Source organism: Snuella lapsa (genome assembly GCF_039539345.1).
GTDB lineage: Bacteria > Bacteroidota > Bacteroidia > Flavobacteriales > Flavobacteriaceae > Snuella > Snuella lapsa.
This window is the reverse complement of record NZ_BAABCY010000006.1, coordinates 50797-67563: the sequence shown is the minus strand read 5'-3', so window position 1 is coordinate 67563 and position 16767 is coordinate 50797. Positions and strand designations below refer to the sequence as shown.

Annotated in this window: 11 protein-coding genes; 10 read left to right on the top strand and 1 reads right to left on the bottom strand. The window is 33.3% G+C overall.

The window, feature by feature from the left end:
• The first annotated feature begins 276 nt into the window (after window positions 1–276).
• On the top strand, window positions 277–4374 hold the full coding sequence (locus ABD792_RS00710; protein ID WP_345003778.1) for a hybrid sensor histidine kinase/response regulator transcription factor: 4098 nt from the start codon (window positions 277–279) through the stop codon (window positions 4372–4374).
• A 2-nt stretch (window positions 4375–4376) separates the two neighbouring features.
• Here the strand turns inward: ABD792_RS00710 and ABD792_RS00705 are convergent, their stop codons facing one another.
• A complete protein-coding gene (locus ABD792_RS00705; RefSeq protein ID WP_345003777.1) occupies window positions 4377–5411 on the bottom strand; it encodes a LacI family DNA-binding transcriptional regulator in 1035 nt (344 codons plus the stop codon).
• A gap of 146 nt (window positions 5412–5557) precedes the next feature.
• Here ABD792_RS00705 and ABD792_RS00700 point away from each other — a divergent pair, with 146 nt between their 5' ends.
• The 9 genes from ABD792_RS00700 (at window position 5558) to ABD792_RS00660 (ending at window position 16765) form a co-directional block, all read left to right on the top strand.
• Entirely contained in the window at window positions 5558–6598 is a 1041-nt protein-coding gene (locus ABD792_RS00700) for a PfkB family carbohydrate kinase (RefSeq protein WP_345003776.1), read from the top strand.
• Between the two features lie 81 nt (window positions 6599–6679).
• Window positions 6680–7348, top strand: a complete 669-nt coding sequence (locus ABD792_RS00695; protein WP_345003775.1) for a bifunctional 4-hydroxy-2-oxoglutarate aldolase/2-dehydro-3-deoxy-phosphogluconate aldolase — start codon at window positions 6680–6682, stop codon at window positions 7346–7348.
• Window positions 7349–7535: 187 nt separating this feature from the next.
• On the top strand, window positions 7536–8582 hold the full coding sequence (locus ABD792_RS00690; protein ID WP_345003790.1) for a LacI family DNA-binding transcriptional regulator: 1047 nt from the start codon (window positions 7536–7538) through the stop codon (window positions 8580–8582).
• Window positions 8583–8934: 352 nt separating this feature from the next.
• The gene (locus ABD792_RS00685) at window positions 8935–9081 is read left to right on the top strand and encodes a hypothetical protein (protein WP_345003774.1); all 147 of its coding nucleotides are present in this window, start codon (window positions 8935–8937) and stop codon (window positions 9079–9081) included.
• 175 nt (window positions 9082–9256) lie between these two features.
• On the top strand, window positions 9257–11047 hold the full coding sequence (locus ABD792_RS00680; RefSeq protein ID WP_345003773.1) for an ATP-binding protein: 1791 nt from the start codon (window positions 9257–9259) through the stop codon (window positions 11045–11047).
• Window positions 11048–11058: 11 nt separating this feature from the next.
• Complete coding sequence (locus tag ABD792_RS00675; RefSeq protein ID WP_345003772.1) at window positions 11059–11733, top strand: response regulator; 675 nt, start codon at window positions 11059–11061, stop codon at window positions 11731–11733.
• Between the two features lie 486 nt (window positions 11734–12219).
• On the top strand, window positions 12220–12579 hold the full coding sequence (locus ABD792_RS00670) for a BlaI/MecI/CopY family transcriptional regulator (RefSeq protein WP_345003771.1): 360 nt from the start codon (window positions 12220–12222) through the stop codon (window positions 12577–12579).
• A 2-nt stretch (window positions 12580–12581) separates the two neighbouring features.
• Window positions 12582–15617, top strand: coding sequence for an energy transducer TonB (locus tag ABD792_RS00665; RefSeq protein ID WP_345003769.1), 3036 nt, complete (start codon window positions 12582–12584; stop codon window positions 15615–15617).
• Window positions 15618–15619: 2 nt separating this feature from the next.
• A complete protein-coding gene (locus ABD792_RS00660; RefSeq protein WP_345003768.1) occupies window positions 15620–16765 on the top strand; it encodes a tetratricopeptide repeat protein in 1146 nt (381 codons plus the stop codon).
• Window positions 16766–16767: the final 2 nt, after the last annotated feature.

Genomic DNA, 16767 nt, shown 5'->3' with positions numbered 1-16767 from the left:
CAAATATGTTAATTATATATACATATATATGGTGCTATTTTGTGCATAAAGTCGGATATTTTAAGTTTTTTACCGCACTTGCAGAAAGCGTCCACCTTTTTGATTAAAACGTTATCCTTAATTTGTAGTAATGACTTGATCTACAAGCTGCCCTCATGGAATTTTATTAATATATTTACTCTTCTTTTAAATGGAGGCTCAGAAGTATTGTTTTTTGGAACTAGAGGAAACCATTCTATTTTGTAAAGAGATTTTGATCGTTTAAGAAAATAGCTTATGCGGAAGTTTAAATATTATATGTTTTTGGTGGGAGTTATGTTATCAGTGTGTTTGGCTGCTGGACAGAATCATACTAATTTCAGTCATATTTCTCCAACATTAAATAATCGGGATATAAGAATTTCTAAAACCATTCAGGATTCAATAGGGAATATTTGGATGGCTTATGGGGGAGGTTTGTTAATTTATGATGGGTACAGGTATAAAGTTATAAGCAACAATAGCCTTTTTCCAAATCGAAAATCTGGAGACTATGTTAAGGATATGGTGTTGGATAGTTCTAAGAATATTTGGTTGCTATCGCATCGGGGGTTACTTACCAAATATAATGTTGGAAATAAACATTTTGAAGCCATTTCTCCCTTATTGAAAGGAGCAGCAATTACTTCAATAAAGGTAAAACGTGATACGGTTTGGATGGGGACTCAGAGAGGAGCCGTGTATCGTTATGCTCATGCGGTTATTGATAGTATAACACAGGTTCCAAAGAAAATGTTTCCTGAAAATTTCATTAGTGATATTGAAATTGGACCAGACAATGAGTTGTTTTTAAGTATAGGTTATGGGACAGGTACTATCCTTGTTTACTATGCTAAATCTAAACACTTAGAAGAGTTAGATGCTCCTTTTAAGGATTATCCAGGAGGCTTGGTTATTGTTGCAGATAACTACAATAAACTTTGGATTGGAACAGAGACCTTTGGTTTATTTGTTTATGACATACTCAATAAACAATTTATACAAGATACTTTTTTTAAAGGGCGCTTGTTCAATATACGGAAGGAGATGTTTCGCGCATTATATTGTGATAGCAATGGATATGTTTGGGGAGGAACAGACGGAGGCGGACTGTATAGGATAGATGCACAAAAAGGAGATGTTTCATTATTTACAAAGCAAAACGCAAATGAATCTTCTTTGAGTACCAATACAATATTAGATATTAATGAAGATGCTCATAAAAACCTGTGGGTGATAACAAATTATGGAAAGGTAAATATCCTGCCCAATTCCAACAACAGCATTTTTTATCATGAAGGATCTCAATCCAATGCGCCATTACGAATACTTAGTATGTGTAAAAGTTCTAAAGGCGTATTATGGGTAGGTACGGATGGCGAGGGTATAACGAAAATAATTTTTAATGAGGACGGAAGCACAAAGGAGAAGCAATATTTTAATGATGCTATTTTAAGTAAAGGATTTTACGTACAATCCATTGTTGAGGACGATAATTCTAATTTGTGGTTAGGGACTTATAAAAATGGTTTGTGGTTTTGTAATACTAAGAATGATAAGTTTAAAAAGGTTGAGATATCCAATTCAAGAAATCTAAAAGCGTCAGATGTCAGGACAGTATATAAAGATTCGAAAGGGCGTATCTGGGTTGGATCTGATATTTCAATAAATGTCTATTCTAAAGATCAAAAGCTGTTAGCTTCTTTTGCGCATAATTCGTATGGTCTTAAGGGAAGTATTGTTGAATCTATAATTGAAGATCAGAATGGTACTATTTGGTTGGGATTATATGAAGGAGGTCTATTTCAGTTCGTTGAAAATAAGGAAGAATTAAAAGCCTCATCCTTTGTAAATTGTAATTCTGTCAATAATGAAACACGAGCTGGAGCACTTGGAGTTAAGTCTATGGCAGTAGGCGGAGCTAACACAATATGGATGGTTAACGGAAGCGGGAAACTGGTAAAGTTTAATACAAAGAATTATAACTATACCATGTTTGAAGATTTGGATGCTTTAGCAGATAAGTCTTTGTCTGCTGTAATAATGGAAGATAACGACAATTTATGGTTGAGTTCTACCAACGGTATTTGTCATTTTAATTTAAAAGACTCTATTGTAAAAACATACTATAAAGCTGATGGCTTACAAGATAATGTGTTCATGTCGAGAAGTGTTTTTAAAGCTAAGGATGGGCGGCTGTATTTTGGAGGGTTTAAAGGGTTGAATTACTTTTATCCCCAAGACTTGAATAAAAACCAGTCGGTAGCCACGTTGCAAATCAATAGTATCGAAGTTTTAAATCAATCAGCAAATGTTTTAATTCCAGATCAGGTGCCAAATGAGCTATATGATGTTAAGTCCCTTAAATTAAAGCACGCACAATCTTCTTTTTCATTCCGATTTTCGGCTGTTGGCAATAATATCTTAGATCCCAAATATTATTATGCTTACCGTTTAGAGGGATTTGATGCAGATTGGATTACAAGTAATACAGAGCGTATAGCAACGTATACTAATATACCTGCTGGTAATTATACTTTTGAAGTAAAAGCCGGAACTAAAAAAGGTGTATGGGATATTCCTGTAAAAAAGATTGTTATTGCAATAGCACCACCGCTGTGGAATACACCACTAGCATATATTGTATATATATGTATATTAGGGCTGTTGGCTTATGGGATAAAGCGTTGGTATTCTTTAAGAAAAAATCTGTTTTTAGAAAAAATAAGCCATAAAAAAGATAGCGAGTTAAATGCATCAAAGATGAATTTCTTTGCAAAGATGTCGCATGAAATTCAAACCCCAATAACGTTAATATTAGGCCCAATAGAGGATATGTTAAAGCGTGCCGAAGCTAATGGAAATTTATTGTTAAAGCAACGTCTTAGTATTATTGATTACAACGCCAAGCGGCTTTCTAAAATTGGACGTGAATTGACTTTGGTTAGGGATAAAGAGTTGGACACATTAAGGCTAAATGTAACTAAAAATGATCTGTACGAAAACATTGAAGCTGTAGGTTTGTCCTTTAAGGAATTAGCAAGAAAAAAGCACATTGATTTTGCGATTAATTGTCCTAAAAACCTATCAGAAGCTTGGTATGATAAGGAGAAATTGGAGCATATTGTATATAATCTTTTGTCTAATGCATTCAAGTTTACGCCGCAAGAAGGTAATATTCAGTTAACGGTTATTCCGATTAATTCAAAAAAGATGATAAAGCTTTCAGTAACCGATTCGGGACAAGGCATACCTAGGGAAGAACTGAATAATATTTTTGAATTGTTTTATCAATCAAAATCTGGTAAAAACAAAAAGGGAGCGGGAATTGGATTAGCGCTCACCAAAGAATTGGTAGATCTGCACAAAGGAAAAATAGAAGTTGAGTCTTCTCCAATAGATGGTACGGTATTTACTGTTGTTATTCCTATAGCAAAGGAATCTTATAACGATTTTGAACGTATAATAGCAGATGAGCCTAAAGAAACAAAACTACCAGAAGAAACAAATACGGCACAGTTAGAAGAAAAAAACAAAGGAGATATATTAAAAAAGACGGTTTTAATTGTAGAAGATAATTATGACCTTCAAAGCTTTTTAAAGGATATCCTTTGTAATGAATATAATGTTATTCTAGCCGAAAATGGAGAAGAAGGGTATTATTATGCTAAAAGTAACTTCCCCGATCTTATTTTAAGTGATATTATGATGCCTGAACTGGACGGGATAGAAATGTGCAAAAAACTTCAAGAGGATCACTTAACAAAGCATATACCTGTTGTGTTGTTAACGGCTAAGAACTCTACCAAATCTAAGTTAACAGGGTTGCAATCTGGAGCCATTGAATATATAAGTAAACCTTTTAACACCAATGAGTTATTGCTTAAAGTGAAAAATATTATTATGTCTAAGGAGCATATAATATCCAAATATCGAAAAGAGTTTATAAGTAGTCCCAATCTAAAAGAAAAGAAATCCCAAGATGAAGTTTTTCTTGAAAATCTTGTGGCAAATATTAACTTAAGGATGGATGATGCGAATTTTAAAATGGAGGAACTATCTGATATGTTAAATATGGGATATTCTAGTATTTATAGGAAATGTCAAGCTTTGACTGGTCATAGCTTGTTAGATTTTGTTAGGCTTATACGATTAAAAAAAGCCGCTGTTTTACTTACCAAATATGGTTATTCTGTTTCGGAGTCTGCATTCATGACAGGTTTTAACGATCCAAAATATTTTTCTAGATGTTTTAAAAAATCATTTAAAAAAGCTCCTGCAGAGTTTAAAAAAGAGGCTCAAAAAATTGGGATCGCAGACTATTTAAACAAGCATAAGGTAGATTCATATTATTAATTTTAAAGGTTCCAATTAATATTAGAAGAATCCCTTACAATCAATTCGGCATTAAGAATTATTTTGTTCAATGTTTGCTTTACTGGAGTCATTTTTACACGCTCCAGAAATGTTAAAGCTGCCTGTCTTCCAATTTCTCCACTGTGCTGATTGATACTCGAAATAGTTGGGCTAACCATAGATGTAAAAGGTTCATTGCCAAAACCAACAAGAGCGATATCCTTAGGGATATTAATACGATTTTCTTTTAATACTTGTAAAGCACCTAGAGCAGCATAATCTCCAGCAACATATACGGCGTCAGGTCTGTTTTTTAATGCTAATAACTGGTTCATTTTTTCTCTTCCGTCTTCAATCGTTAAACTACTCTCAAACAGCAATTCATCATCAAGAGGTAAATTATGTTTTTTTATTGCGTCAACATAGCCACGAATTCTATTATTGTAAATTCTGGTATGCTTAAAACCTCCTATATGTGCTATACGTTTACAGCCCTGACCTACTAGATGTTCTATAATTAGATGACTACTTTGGTAATCATCTATACCTATGTAATCAACATTTAAATTATTCTCACCACGATCAAACAGAATTAAAGGAATCCCATAGGACTTAATCTTTTCGTAATAATCAAGATCAATAGTTTCATTCGCCATAGAGGCAATGATACCATCAACTTGGGTAAATAAAAGTGCATCTATATTGTTGCATTCCTTTTTAAAAGACTCATTAGATTGTGTTATAATAATATTGTACCCTTCTTTGTTTAAAATTTCTTCTATATTTTGGATAACAGAAGAAAAAAAGTTACTGTTAGTTTTGGGAACTATAACGCCTACTAAATTACTTTTGCCTTTTCTTAAGGCACTTGCGAGATGGTTGGGTTGGTAATTTAGTTTTTTAGCAACTTCCTTTACGGCTTCTATTGTTTTAGCACTAATACGAGAGTCTCCATGCAAGGCTTTAGAAACAGCCGCAGGAGAAATATCTAAGACGTTGGCAATGTCTTTTATGGTCGTTCTTTTTTTATTTCCCAAATTTTTTATAGCTTTGCTTAATCGTTTAAGCAAAAATAACGTATTAGTCGGTATAATCAAAACATCTAGATGCTATTTAATGTTTTGATTTCTTTTAGACACAACTGCTTAAACGATTAAGCAAGTTGTTTAATTTAAAGTAGAATATGAGTAGAGTAGTAACATTTGGAGAAATCATGTTAAGGTTAGCTCCACAGGGATTTTTAAGATTTTCCCAAGCCAGTAGTTTTGATGTGGTTTATGGAGGAGGAGAGTCTAACGTAGCGGTGTCGTTGGCAAATTATGGGATACCAGTTGATTTTGTAACGCGCTTACCAAAAAACGATATTGGTGAATGTGCGATGATGGAAATGCGTAAACGCGGTGTTGGTGTCGACAAGATTGTTTATGGAGGAGATCGTTTAGGTATTTATTTCTTAGAGACCGGTGCAGTATCTAGAGGAAGTAAAGTGGTATACGATCGAGCCCATTCGGCCATGGCAGAAATAGAGCTAGGTATGATTAATTGGGATGCTGTTTTTGAAGGTGTAGAATGGTTTCATTGGACAGGAATTACACCGGCGATTTCTCAAGGTGCTGCCGATGTGTGCTTGGAGGCAGTTAAAGCAGCCAGTGCAAAGGGTATCACGATTTCAACCGATTTGAATTACCGTGCAAAATTATGGAAATATGGAGGAGATAGGGAGGCTATCATGACCGAATTAACATCATATTGCGATATTATTCTAGGAAATGAAGAAGATGCCGAGATGCATTTTGGCATAAAACCAGAAGGAATTAGTGTTCAAACAGAAGGTCATAATGTAAAAGCAGAGGCCTTTTTGTCGGTTTGTCAACAAATGATGAAAAAATTCCCAAGAGCCAAAAAGGTTATTACAACATTAAGAGGTTCTATTTCTGCGTCACATAATACCTGGGCTGGTGTTTTATACGATGGCAAAAAAATGTATGAAACCCGCCAGTATCAAATTACAGATATTGTAGACCGTGTTGGTGGAGGTGATTCGTTTATGGGAGGTTTAATATATGGATTGTTAACCTATCCCGAAGATGACCAAAATGCCTTGGATTTTGCAGTAGCAGCATCCTGTTTAAAACATACCATCAAAGGAGATGCTAATTTGGTAACAGTTGCAGAAGTTGAAAAATTAATGGGAGGTGATGCTTCAGGACGTGTTGCTAGATAAAATAAATGTGTAATTGTTAAACCGTTATGTCTTAAACGATTTAACAATTACACAAATAAAAAATTAAACATTTAAATAAGAATGGCTCAATTTACAAGAATAGAAGTTGCAAATGCAATGCAAGAAACAGGGATGATTCCTTTGTTTTTTAACAGTGATATTGAAGTAAGTAAAAGTGTATTAAAGGCTTGCTATAATGGAGGCGCTCGTTTAATGGAGTTTACTGCACGAGGAGATTTTGCCCATGAAGTTTTTGGAGCATTAACAAAATATGCTATCGAAGAATTACCGGGTATGATAATGGGCGTTGGTTCTGTAACCGATGCTGCAGCTGCATCATTATACATGGCTTTGGGGGCTAATTTTATTGTAACACCTGTGTTACGTGAAGATATTGCCATAGTCTGTAATAGAAGAAAGGTACTATGGTCACCAGGATGTGGTAGTTTAACCGAAATTGCAAGGGCTGAAGAATTGGGATGTGAGATTGTTAAACTGTTCCCTGGGGATTTGTATGGCCCAAAATTTGTAAAAGGTATTAAAGGACCACAACCATGGACTAGTATTATGCCTACCGGAGGCGTTGCTCCGACGGAAGAAAATCTTTCAGGCTGGTTTAATGCTGGCGTGACTTGTGTTGGTATGGGCTCGCAATTAATTTCAAAAGAAATATTGGCCAACAAAGACTATGCGAAATTAGAAGCTGACGTCAAAAATGCACTTACTATTATTAGAAGTCTTAGAAAATAAGTTCTCCAAAAAAGAGAAGCCGCCTAAAATAGGTTCAAGCTGTTACAAACAAAAAGAAGTTAACCATCAGGTAATTAAGTGATGATTCGTTTTTGTTAAGGAGTTTTTGAATACTTCTTTAGGTGGTTTCTTATGTTTTGGAGTGTATTGAATCTTAATTTTTTATACAGTGGTATTATAAGAACGTATTTTTGTAAATTGCGTTACTTATAAATTACGTGTAAATAGTATGGTTACTTTAAAGCAATTGGCGAAAGAGTTAAATGTTTCGATTTCTACAGTTTCTAAAGCATTGAATAATAGTGAGGAAATAGGTGAAGAGACAGTAAAACGTGTTAAGGAACTAGCCGAACTATACAATTATAAACCCAATAAGGTAGCATTAAGCTTAAAGCAAAATAAAACCAAAACAATTGGTGTTATTATTCCCGATATCCTTAATCATTTTTTAGCTAAAGTACTTTTTGGAATAGAAAGAGAAGCCACTAATCATGGTTATAACATTATTACATGTATTTCTAACGAATCTTTAGAAAAAGAAAAAGAGAGTTTACAGTTATTGGCCAATGGTAGTGTAGATGGGTTTATATTATGTGTAGCCCAAGAGACACAGATGAAAAATGAAGTAGATCACTTTAAAAATACAATAAAGAAAGGGCTTCCAATTGTTATGTTTGATAGAGTGGCTCACGACGTATTGTGTGATAAAGTTATTGTAGATGATTTTGAATCGACTTATAATGCTACTAAAAGTTTGCTAGATGAAGGTAGAAAACATATTGCTTTTATAAGCAATATAGATGATTTAAGTGTTGGTAAGCTAAGGGAAAGAGGTTATGCAAAAGCTATTTTGGAGAATCAAGATCTTCAGGTTTTGTCTTTAAGAATGGGACGTTATGATGACCACCAAAAGAAGATACATGACTTCTTTAAAGAAAACAAAGGTATAGATGCGGTTGTTGCAGCCGATAGCGCTTCGGGTGTTATAGCCATCAATACAGCCATAAGTTTTGGGTTTAAAGTTCCCAAAGATATTTCTGTTATAGGTTTTTCAAGTAAATCGGTATCTAATCACAGTATTCCAAGATTAACAACTATTAGACAACATGCAAAGGACATTGGAGCCAATGCAGCCCAATTACTCATTAATAGGCTCCAAAATAACCTAGGTGACGACGATGTTAAGACAAAAATAGTCAAAACAAGCTTAATACGAAGTGGCTCAACACTTTAAAATATAGACGGTATTTTATACATAAACAACAATAAAACGCAGTTAATCGATTAAATATGCATTTCATCGATTATTTATTCGTAATAAAGGTAGTTTAACCTACTTTAGTAGCATCTTAACGAGCATTTATAATTTTACCCTCAGCTCCGCAAGAAAATTAATCCATTTTTAGGCAGAAATGCCAATTCCCTCAATTTAGTAAAGTAAAATCTGTATGCATTGTTTATGCATTCGATTTTAGATTAATTATTCCATTTTTCCCTCGACCGAGACACTTGATTTCAAGGTCTTAGTTATTAGTATTTTTTTTAACAAATAGAGAAAAATAGTTTAACCCTAAAATCGAATGGATATGAAAACCTTAAAAGTTATTTTAATGCTAGCTGTAGTGTTAACAGCATTTACATCATGTACTAAACAAGATCTTAATGAAGATGATATACTAAAATCTCCAGAAACCTCTAAAGTTCAGTATACTGGAGGTCAGGGAGATGACTAATACAGTAACCTGTATTAAGAAACAATCCCATACAACTAAGTATGGGATTTTTTTATGGCTAAAATGATATTATAAAAATTAAAAAATTATGGATACATTTGGGAGTAAAGTTAATTGACTATAATAATTGAAGGGCAAAATACTCTATATAACTTTATTCTTCTTCTTTTTTTGTGTGAGCATTCAATCGCAAACACAACAGAATTTATACAAGATTGATTCTATTCATAACGTTCTAAAAAATAATAAAACTTTTGATTCAATTTACATAGCAGAAGAACACTATAAGATTGGTGAATTATTTCGAAAATCATTATTAGTTGATACAGCCTATTATTATTATCAAATAGCAGAAAAAGTATTTAGAAAATACGATTATAAATATGAAACAGCCATAACGCTTTACGGTATTTCTGTCTGTCAAAAAAATAATAAAGATTTTACGGGTAGTGAGGTTACTTCAATTGAGTCGCTAACATTATTAAATGAGCTAAAGGAAAGTAAAGAAGTTAATCAATATAAGGCGTACAACTATAATAATTTAGGAGTTGTTTTTAATGAGCTTGGTCTGTTCGAAGAATCTATAAAGTATCATCAATTGGCTCTTGAATTAAAAAAAAGTCTAGAAGGTGATTTTGAAAGAAGTATAGGTTTGTCGGAAAACAATATAGGGTATGCATATAAGGCAGTTGGAAAATATGAATTGGCTAAAGAAGCTTTCAATAGGATTTTGGCCAACAAGGGTTTGGTGGCAAATTATCCAGATGTTTATGTTTTGGCTTTAGGTAATTATGCCCATACCTTGTACCTTTTAAGGGAGTTTGACCAATTACCAAGTTTATATTTGAATGCTTTAGAAATTTGTAGCGAGGCTGGTTTGGAATATAATTCTATAATTATTCATCAACATTTGGCTGAGTATTATAGCCATAAAAACCAGAAAGATTCAGCTCTTTATTATGCTTATAAGGCAAAAGACATTTCTGAAAAATATAGTAACGATGATCTACTTAAGTCATTATTAATTTTGTCAGAAATTGAAGAAAAGGATAAAGCGTTTATGTTTTTAAATGAATATATATCGCTTAATGATAGCCTTCAAAAGGCTGAAAGAGCAATTCGAGATAAATTTGCTAGAATACGCTTCGATACGCAGCGTGTCGAACAAGAAAATATCCAAATAGCCAAAGAGCGTATGTGGCTATTAATACTATCTGTAGTGATAATTATAACTTCCTTGTTATTATACGTAGTTATAAACCAACGTAACAAGAATAAGGAGTTACAGTTTATTCAAAAACAACAGGAAACCAATGAAGAGATTTACAATTTAATGCTTTCGCAACACGATAATGTAGAAGAAGCAAGGGCATTAGAGAAAAAGCGAATATCCCAAGAGCTGCATGATGGTGTTCTAGGGCGTTTGTTTGGTACCCGTTTAAGTTTGGATAGTTTGAATATGAATAATAGTGTTGAGGCTATAAATACTAGGAGTCAGTATATAGACGAGCTTAAAGCTATTGAACAAGATATTAGAAAAGTGTCCCATGAGTTGAATACAGATTTTGTGTCCGGGGGTGGTTTTATGGACATTATTAAAACTCTTGTAGAAACCCAAACAAAAGTTTATGCACTGGATTACGAATTAAAACAAGACGATACTATTAATTGGGAGACCTTGCCTAATAAAAATAAGATTCATATTTATAGGATTATTCAGGAAGCATTGCATAATATCCATAAGCACGCAGAGGCTTCTTTGGTAACAATTAGTTTTAAATTAAAAAAAGATGTAATTTGCTTAACAATTAAAGATGATGGTGTTGGATTTGATGTTAATAAAGCAAAATCTGGTATAGGACTCAAAAATATGAATGCTCGAATTAAAGATATTCAAGGTAAGATTACCATAACTTCAGAAAAAGAGGCAGGAACTACCGTAACATTAAAAGCCCCAATTAACTAAAAACCAATACCATGACCGAAGATATCAAGATTTTAATGATTGATGATCATCCTATGATTATTGAAGGGTATCAAAATACCTTACTCTTTACAAAAAAGGAGCATCAAAATTTAGAAATAGATATAGCAAATAACTGCGATCAGGCTGTTGCGCTCATGGATGGATCCATTCAAAAAGAACGACCTTATAATATGTTGTTTGTGGATATAAGTTTGCCTCCTTCTAAAGATGGTGCGATGACATCGGGAGAGGATCTTGCAGAATATGCCAGAAAGGTATTGCCAAATGCCAAGATTGTAATACTTACCATGTTTAATGAGCCGTTTAGAATTCACAACATAATCAAAACCATTGACCCCGAAGGGTTTTTAATTAAGAGCGATTTGACATCGAGTGAGTTGGCCAGTGCTTTTCAAGCGGTACTTAATAACCCGCCATTTTATAGCGGTACAGTAAATAGTTTTATAAGAAAATCTATTACTAGCGACATCGTAATAGATGAAAAAAACAGAAAAATATTACACCTTTTATCGCAAGGAGTTAAAACTAAAAACTTAGCTTCGCACTTAGATATTTCTTTAAGCGCTGTAGAAAAACGAAAAAAGCAGTTAAAAGAATTATTTTCCATTCAAGATGGACAGGATGAATCGCTTTTACAGGCTGCTAGGGAGAAAGGTTTTGTTTAAAATTGTGCATAATTTGCCTATTTAAGAATAAAATTTTCATAAAGTTCAAATTTTTTTAGCTTCGAGAACATATATTATAATTGAAAAGTGTAATTAAACCGTAAAACCGTTACGGTTTTCCCACACCTAAAAGATCAGACTTATTTTTATATTTGATACTGTCAACACTACAAAAATTAATTAATCCCTCAATTTTTTCTTGTTGATAATAGCAATTTACTGCCCTATGGAGGTGAGAGACCCATAGGGCTTCTTCTTTTTGTTAAAATAATTTGATTAAAATCAGATACTTAGTTGTGAACTAAAAAATTAGTTTTAACTAAAATTTTAGTTGAACAAAGTAATGACCATTTTTTTAAATGAATTGTATCTAAATATGGTCAGTTAAAAACATAATCAGATAAAAAGTGGATAGTTAAAATTTTGGTTGCTGCCATAGAATGATTATTTGGATGTTACCATGATAAAAACAGTAAAAGAAAATACATGAAACAACTCACAAAAGCAGAAGAAGAGATCATGCAAATACTTTGGAATCTTAAAAAGGCTAATGTAAAAGCTATTATAAAAGAGCTTCCAGATCCTAAGCCAGCCTATAATACGGTGTCTACCATTGTTCGGATTTTAGAGAGTAAGGGTTTTGTTGATTATGAAAAGGAAGGAAAGGGACATGTTTATTTTCCTGTAATACCCAAACAGGAATACAGTAATCAATCCATAAATAAATTGGTCGACGGCTATTTTCAGGGGTCATTTAAAAGTATGGTGTCATTCTTTGTTAAAAAGAACGATATCAGTCTAGAAGAGCTGGAATCTGTTTTAAAAGAGATCAATAAAAAGAAGTAGTTATGTTGCATTATATTTTACAAACTATCGTATTCCAATTGTTCTTTCTATTGGTTTATGATGTGTTCTTAAATAAAGAAACCTTTTTTAATTGGAACAGAGGTTATTTGTTGGGTACGGCGGTTTTGTCAATACTACTGCCTTTTATAAAAATACAACATTTAAAAGAAACATTACCATCAGAATATATCGTAACGCTTCCTCCCGTAATATTAGGACAGACAACTACAGAGGTTAAGGAGCCAATAGTTTTAGATGCCGTAATGATAGCACCAAGTATGTCAGTTTGGGAAATTATGTTGTACGTTGGTATGGCCGTAGCCTTTGGGTTCTTCTTGTTTAAGTTTTTTAGGATATTGTTTTTTGTCTTTAAAAACCCTAAAAAACGTTTTGATAAAGCTTTGATTGTTAGGTTGATAAATAGCAGTGAGGCATTTTCATTCTTTCATTATATATTTTTAGGGGAACAGATCAAGGAAGTTGAAAAGAAAATGATTTTAATGCACGAAATGGTACATGTTAAACAACGCCACACTATCGATTTATTGTTTTTTGAGATGTTACGGGTTTTATTTTGGTTTAATCCTTTAGTGTACATGTACCAAAATCGTGTGGCTGCACTCCATGAGTATATTGCCGATTCACAAGCAATAAAGTACCAAGATAAGAATCAATACTATCAAAATTTACTTTCTCAGGTTTTCGAAACAAAACATATTTCTTTCATCAATACATTTTTCAATCAATCATTAATCAAAAAACGAATTGTTATGTTAAGTAAATCTAGATCCAAACAGATTAATTTAATCAAGTATGCCCTTTTAATTCCGTTGGTATTCGGTATGTTGGTGTATACTTCTGCCGAAGCTCAAAGAAAAGGCAATAATAGTGATAACCAATACCAGGAATTAGACGATGAATCCTTAAAAGAAAAGCTTTACAGTGATTTACTGGATATGGAAAAAGCGGGTATGTCCTTTACGGAAATACTAACAGCAAGTAAGCTTAATTCAGATCGTTATTTTGTGTCGAGGGTAGACTTTTACAAAAGTCAAATGGCAGATAAGTATATGTTAAGCAAAGGGGAAACACTCGTAAAGGATTTGAGTAGGCAACAAAAAATGACTTATGCTGATTATTTGGAATATAAGAAAACGGATGAAGCCAAATTATTGTGGGAGAGTGATATTAAACATGGTGTTTTAAGGCTGTTAGTAAATGATATGGATGCGTTAACAGATGAAGAGCAAAAGAGAAAAGAACAAAAAATTAACTTGATAAAAAAGGATGACTATTTAAATGCGTTACGAATTGAGAATATAGATGGTAGTAAAATGTATGTTCAGTCACACGCAAGTCTTTTTTCCGTTAATAAGAGAGATGATTCTAAGGCAGTTTTATTAAATAACCCAAGTTTCAATGTAGGTTTCGATGTGGTAGATAGAGTACCTGCTTTTCCAGGCTGTGAAGGGTTATCTAACGCGGATTTAAAAAAATGTCTAACCGAAGGCGTATCCAAGCATATAAGAGATAATTTTAATTACGAGGTAGCCGACAAATTAAATTTAATAGGAGAACAGCGCATACACGTTATTTTTAAAATTGATGAAGAGGGGAATACGATAGATGTTAATGTTGTAAGGGCTCTGTATTCAGAGTTAGAAGTTGAAGCAAAAAGAATTGTGAAAACCTTGCCAAAAATGATTCCTGGACAACATAAAGGCAGAAATGTAACGGTTCCTTATTCGTTGCCAATAATTATTGACATTGGAGGTAATAGTGAAAGGGCAAAAGATTTGGAGGCAATAATGTTAAACGAAGTAGAAGTGCCTTTTGCGATGGTAGATAAGGCTCCCGTATTCTTGGGGTGTGAAGGGCTAATAACTAACGAAGAGAAGAGACAATGTATGTCTAAAGCTGTCCAGAAATTTGTTAACAGAAACTTTAATACAGCTATTGCCGATTCATTAGGCTTGACAGGTAGACAGCGTATTAATGTTATCTTTAAGATAGATACGAAAGGAGATATTGTTGGGATAAGTTCAAGAGCATCCCATCCTGCCTTGGAAGCAGAAGCTATTAGAGTAATTGAATCCCTTCCTAAGATAATCCCGGGAGAAAACAATGGTAAAAAGGTTATTGTTCCTTACTCGTTACCAATAATTTTTCAAGTTCAAGATCAATCGACCGTTGATGAAACAGTGGTTATTGCCTATGGTGAAAATAAGAAAAAAGATATTTCAGAAGAAGCTATTGAAGTGCCTTTTGCGGTGATCGATCAAGTGCCTGTTTATCCTGGTTGTGAAGATTTAGCAACTAACCAAGAGAGAAAACAATGCATGTCCGATAAAATACGTGAATTAATAAATCGAAAGTTTAATACAGATATTGCAAAAAGTCTAGGTTTAGAAGGAAGGCAACGTATTAACGTGATATTTAAAATAGGTGAAAATGGAACTATTAGTATGGATGACATACGTGCAAGAGCTCCACATAAGGATTTAGAAGCTGAAGCCATTCGTGTTATTAAAGAACTTCCTAAAATGATGCCAGGAAAACAACGCGGTAAGAATGTAACGGTGCCTTATTCTTTACCCATAGTATTTGAAGTCGATAATACACAACTCTTAGATGAGGTTGCTGTAGTGGCATATCCATCATTGGATCAATCCAATATTGAAGTTCCTTTTGCTGTTGTAGAAGAAGTCCCCGTATTTCCAGGATGCGAATCACTAACCTCAAATGATGAACGAAAAAAATGTATGTCTAATGAAATTCAAAGTCATGTAAATAAAAATTTTAATACCAAGCTTGCAAAGAAGTCGGGAGTGAAAGGAAGGCAAAATATTAATGTAATATTTAAGATTGACACAAACGGTAATATAACTGATATTCGTTCGAGGGCAAAGCATCCAGCTTTAGAAGCTGAAGCCATCCGCGTAATAAAGACATTGCCCAAAATGATCCCTGGAAAGCAAAGAGGTAAAAATGTAGTAGTGCCTTATTCGTTACCAATTGTATTTCAAGTGAAGCGTTAATAATGATTAGATTTACAAAACTATTATTCTTATTTGTATTGTTTAAAGCCGAAGCCCAGACTTCGGTTTTAAATATGGCAGATAGCTTGTATATAAATGGAAATTACTCTAAGGCTATCGAACAATATAAGTTGTACAAAGAGCAGTCAGTGGTATTAGATAAGATAGCAAAATCGTATGTCGCCATTGGTAATTATGACGAAGCCCTTAAAAATTATAAGGCAAGTATAGATGAGAATCCAGAAAAAGCTTTGTTAAAATATGAGTACGCTAAATTACTGTATAAGACTAAAAAATATAATGAAGCGGCTATTGTTTTTAATGAATTGGTCTATTTGGATCATAAAAACCCCAATTACCATTACGAATTAGGTTTGGCTTTAGAGCGCATAAATGATTCTACGGCGGCAAATAGATTTTATAATGCAATTGAGTTAGATTCAACACATCAAAAAGCTATTTATAGCCTAGCAAAGATATACCTTAAAAAAGGGAAGAATACATTAGCCGATAAGTACATAGATATCGGTTTGTTATCTTATGGAAACAATAAGGAGTTAATCAACCTAAAAGCCCAGAATTTTTATTTGCGAAAACAGTATGAGAAGGCGGCCGTTTGGTTTGAAAAATTAATAGCTTTGAATGAGTCTTCGCAGTTTATTCATGAAAAATTGAGCTATTCCTATGCTAAAATAATGGAATATGAAAAAGCAATAGAACAAGGCCTTGAAGCTTTAAAATACGAACCAAATAACTCTGGTAATTTGTATATGCAAGGCCAACTTTACGAGCGGATAAATGATTTTGAAAATGCCGAAAAATATATTGCAGAATCGTTGGAATTACAAGATGTGTCTTTAGAAGAAGGCTATAAAAGCTTAGGAATGGTTTTAAACAGGCAAGAAAAACATAAAGAAGCCATAGAAGCCTTTAACAGGGCAATACATGAAAACCCAAAAAGTGATAGTGCCCATTTTTATTTGATTTATACCAAAGATCACTATTACAAAGATATTGATACTAGGATAGCTTTATATGAAGCATTTAAAGAAAGATTCCCTAAAAGCAGTTATATAAATATGGCTAATTTTAGAATTAGAGCGTTGAACAAGGAAAAATTCGTGAAGAATGATTTAAACACTGATTAAAA

What these genes read in the sequence shown, in the direction of transcription:
- ABD792_RS00660 (WP_345003768.1), top strand. Translation starts at nt 15,620, where the DNA reads ATGATTAGATTTACAAAACTATTATTCTTATTTGTATTGTTTAAAGCC.
- ABD792_RS00675 (WP_345003772.1), top strand. Translation starts at nt 11,059, where the DNA reads ATGACCGAAGATATCAAGATTTTAATGATTGATGATCATCCTATGATT.
- ABD792_RS00685 (WP_345003774.1), top strand. Translation starts at nt 8,935, where the DNA reads ATGAAAACCTTAAAAGTTATTTTAATGCTAGCTGTAGTGTTAACAGCA.
- ABD792_RS00700 (WP_345003776.1), top strand. Translation starts at nt 5,558, where the DNA reads ATGAGTAGAGTAGTAACATTTGGAGAAATCATGTTAAGGTTAGCTCCA.
- ABD792_RS00710 (WP_345003778.1), top strand. Translation starts at nt 277, where the DNA reads ATGCGGAAGTTTAAATATTATATGTTTTTGGTGGGAGTTATGTTATCA.
- ABD792_RS00670 (WP_345003771.1), top strand. Translation starts at nt 12,220, where the DNA reads ATGAAACAACTCACAAAAGCAGAAGAAGAGATCATGCAAATACTTTGG.
- ABD792_RS00665 (WP_345003769.1), top strand. Translation starts at nt 12,582, where the DNA reads ATGTTGCATTATATTTTACAAACTATCGTATTCCAATTGTTCTTTCTA.
- ABD792_RS00695 (WP_345003775.1), top strand. Translation starts at nt 6,680, where the DNA reads ATGGCTCAATTTACAAGAATAGAAGTTGCAAATGCAATGCAAGAAACA.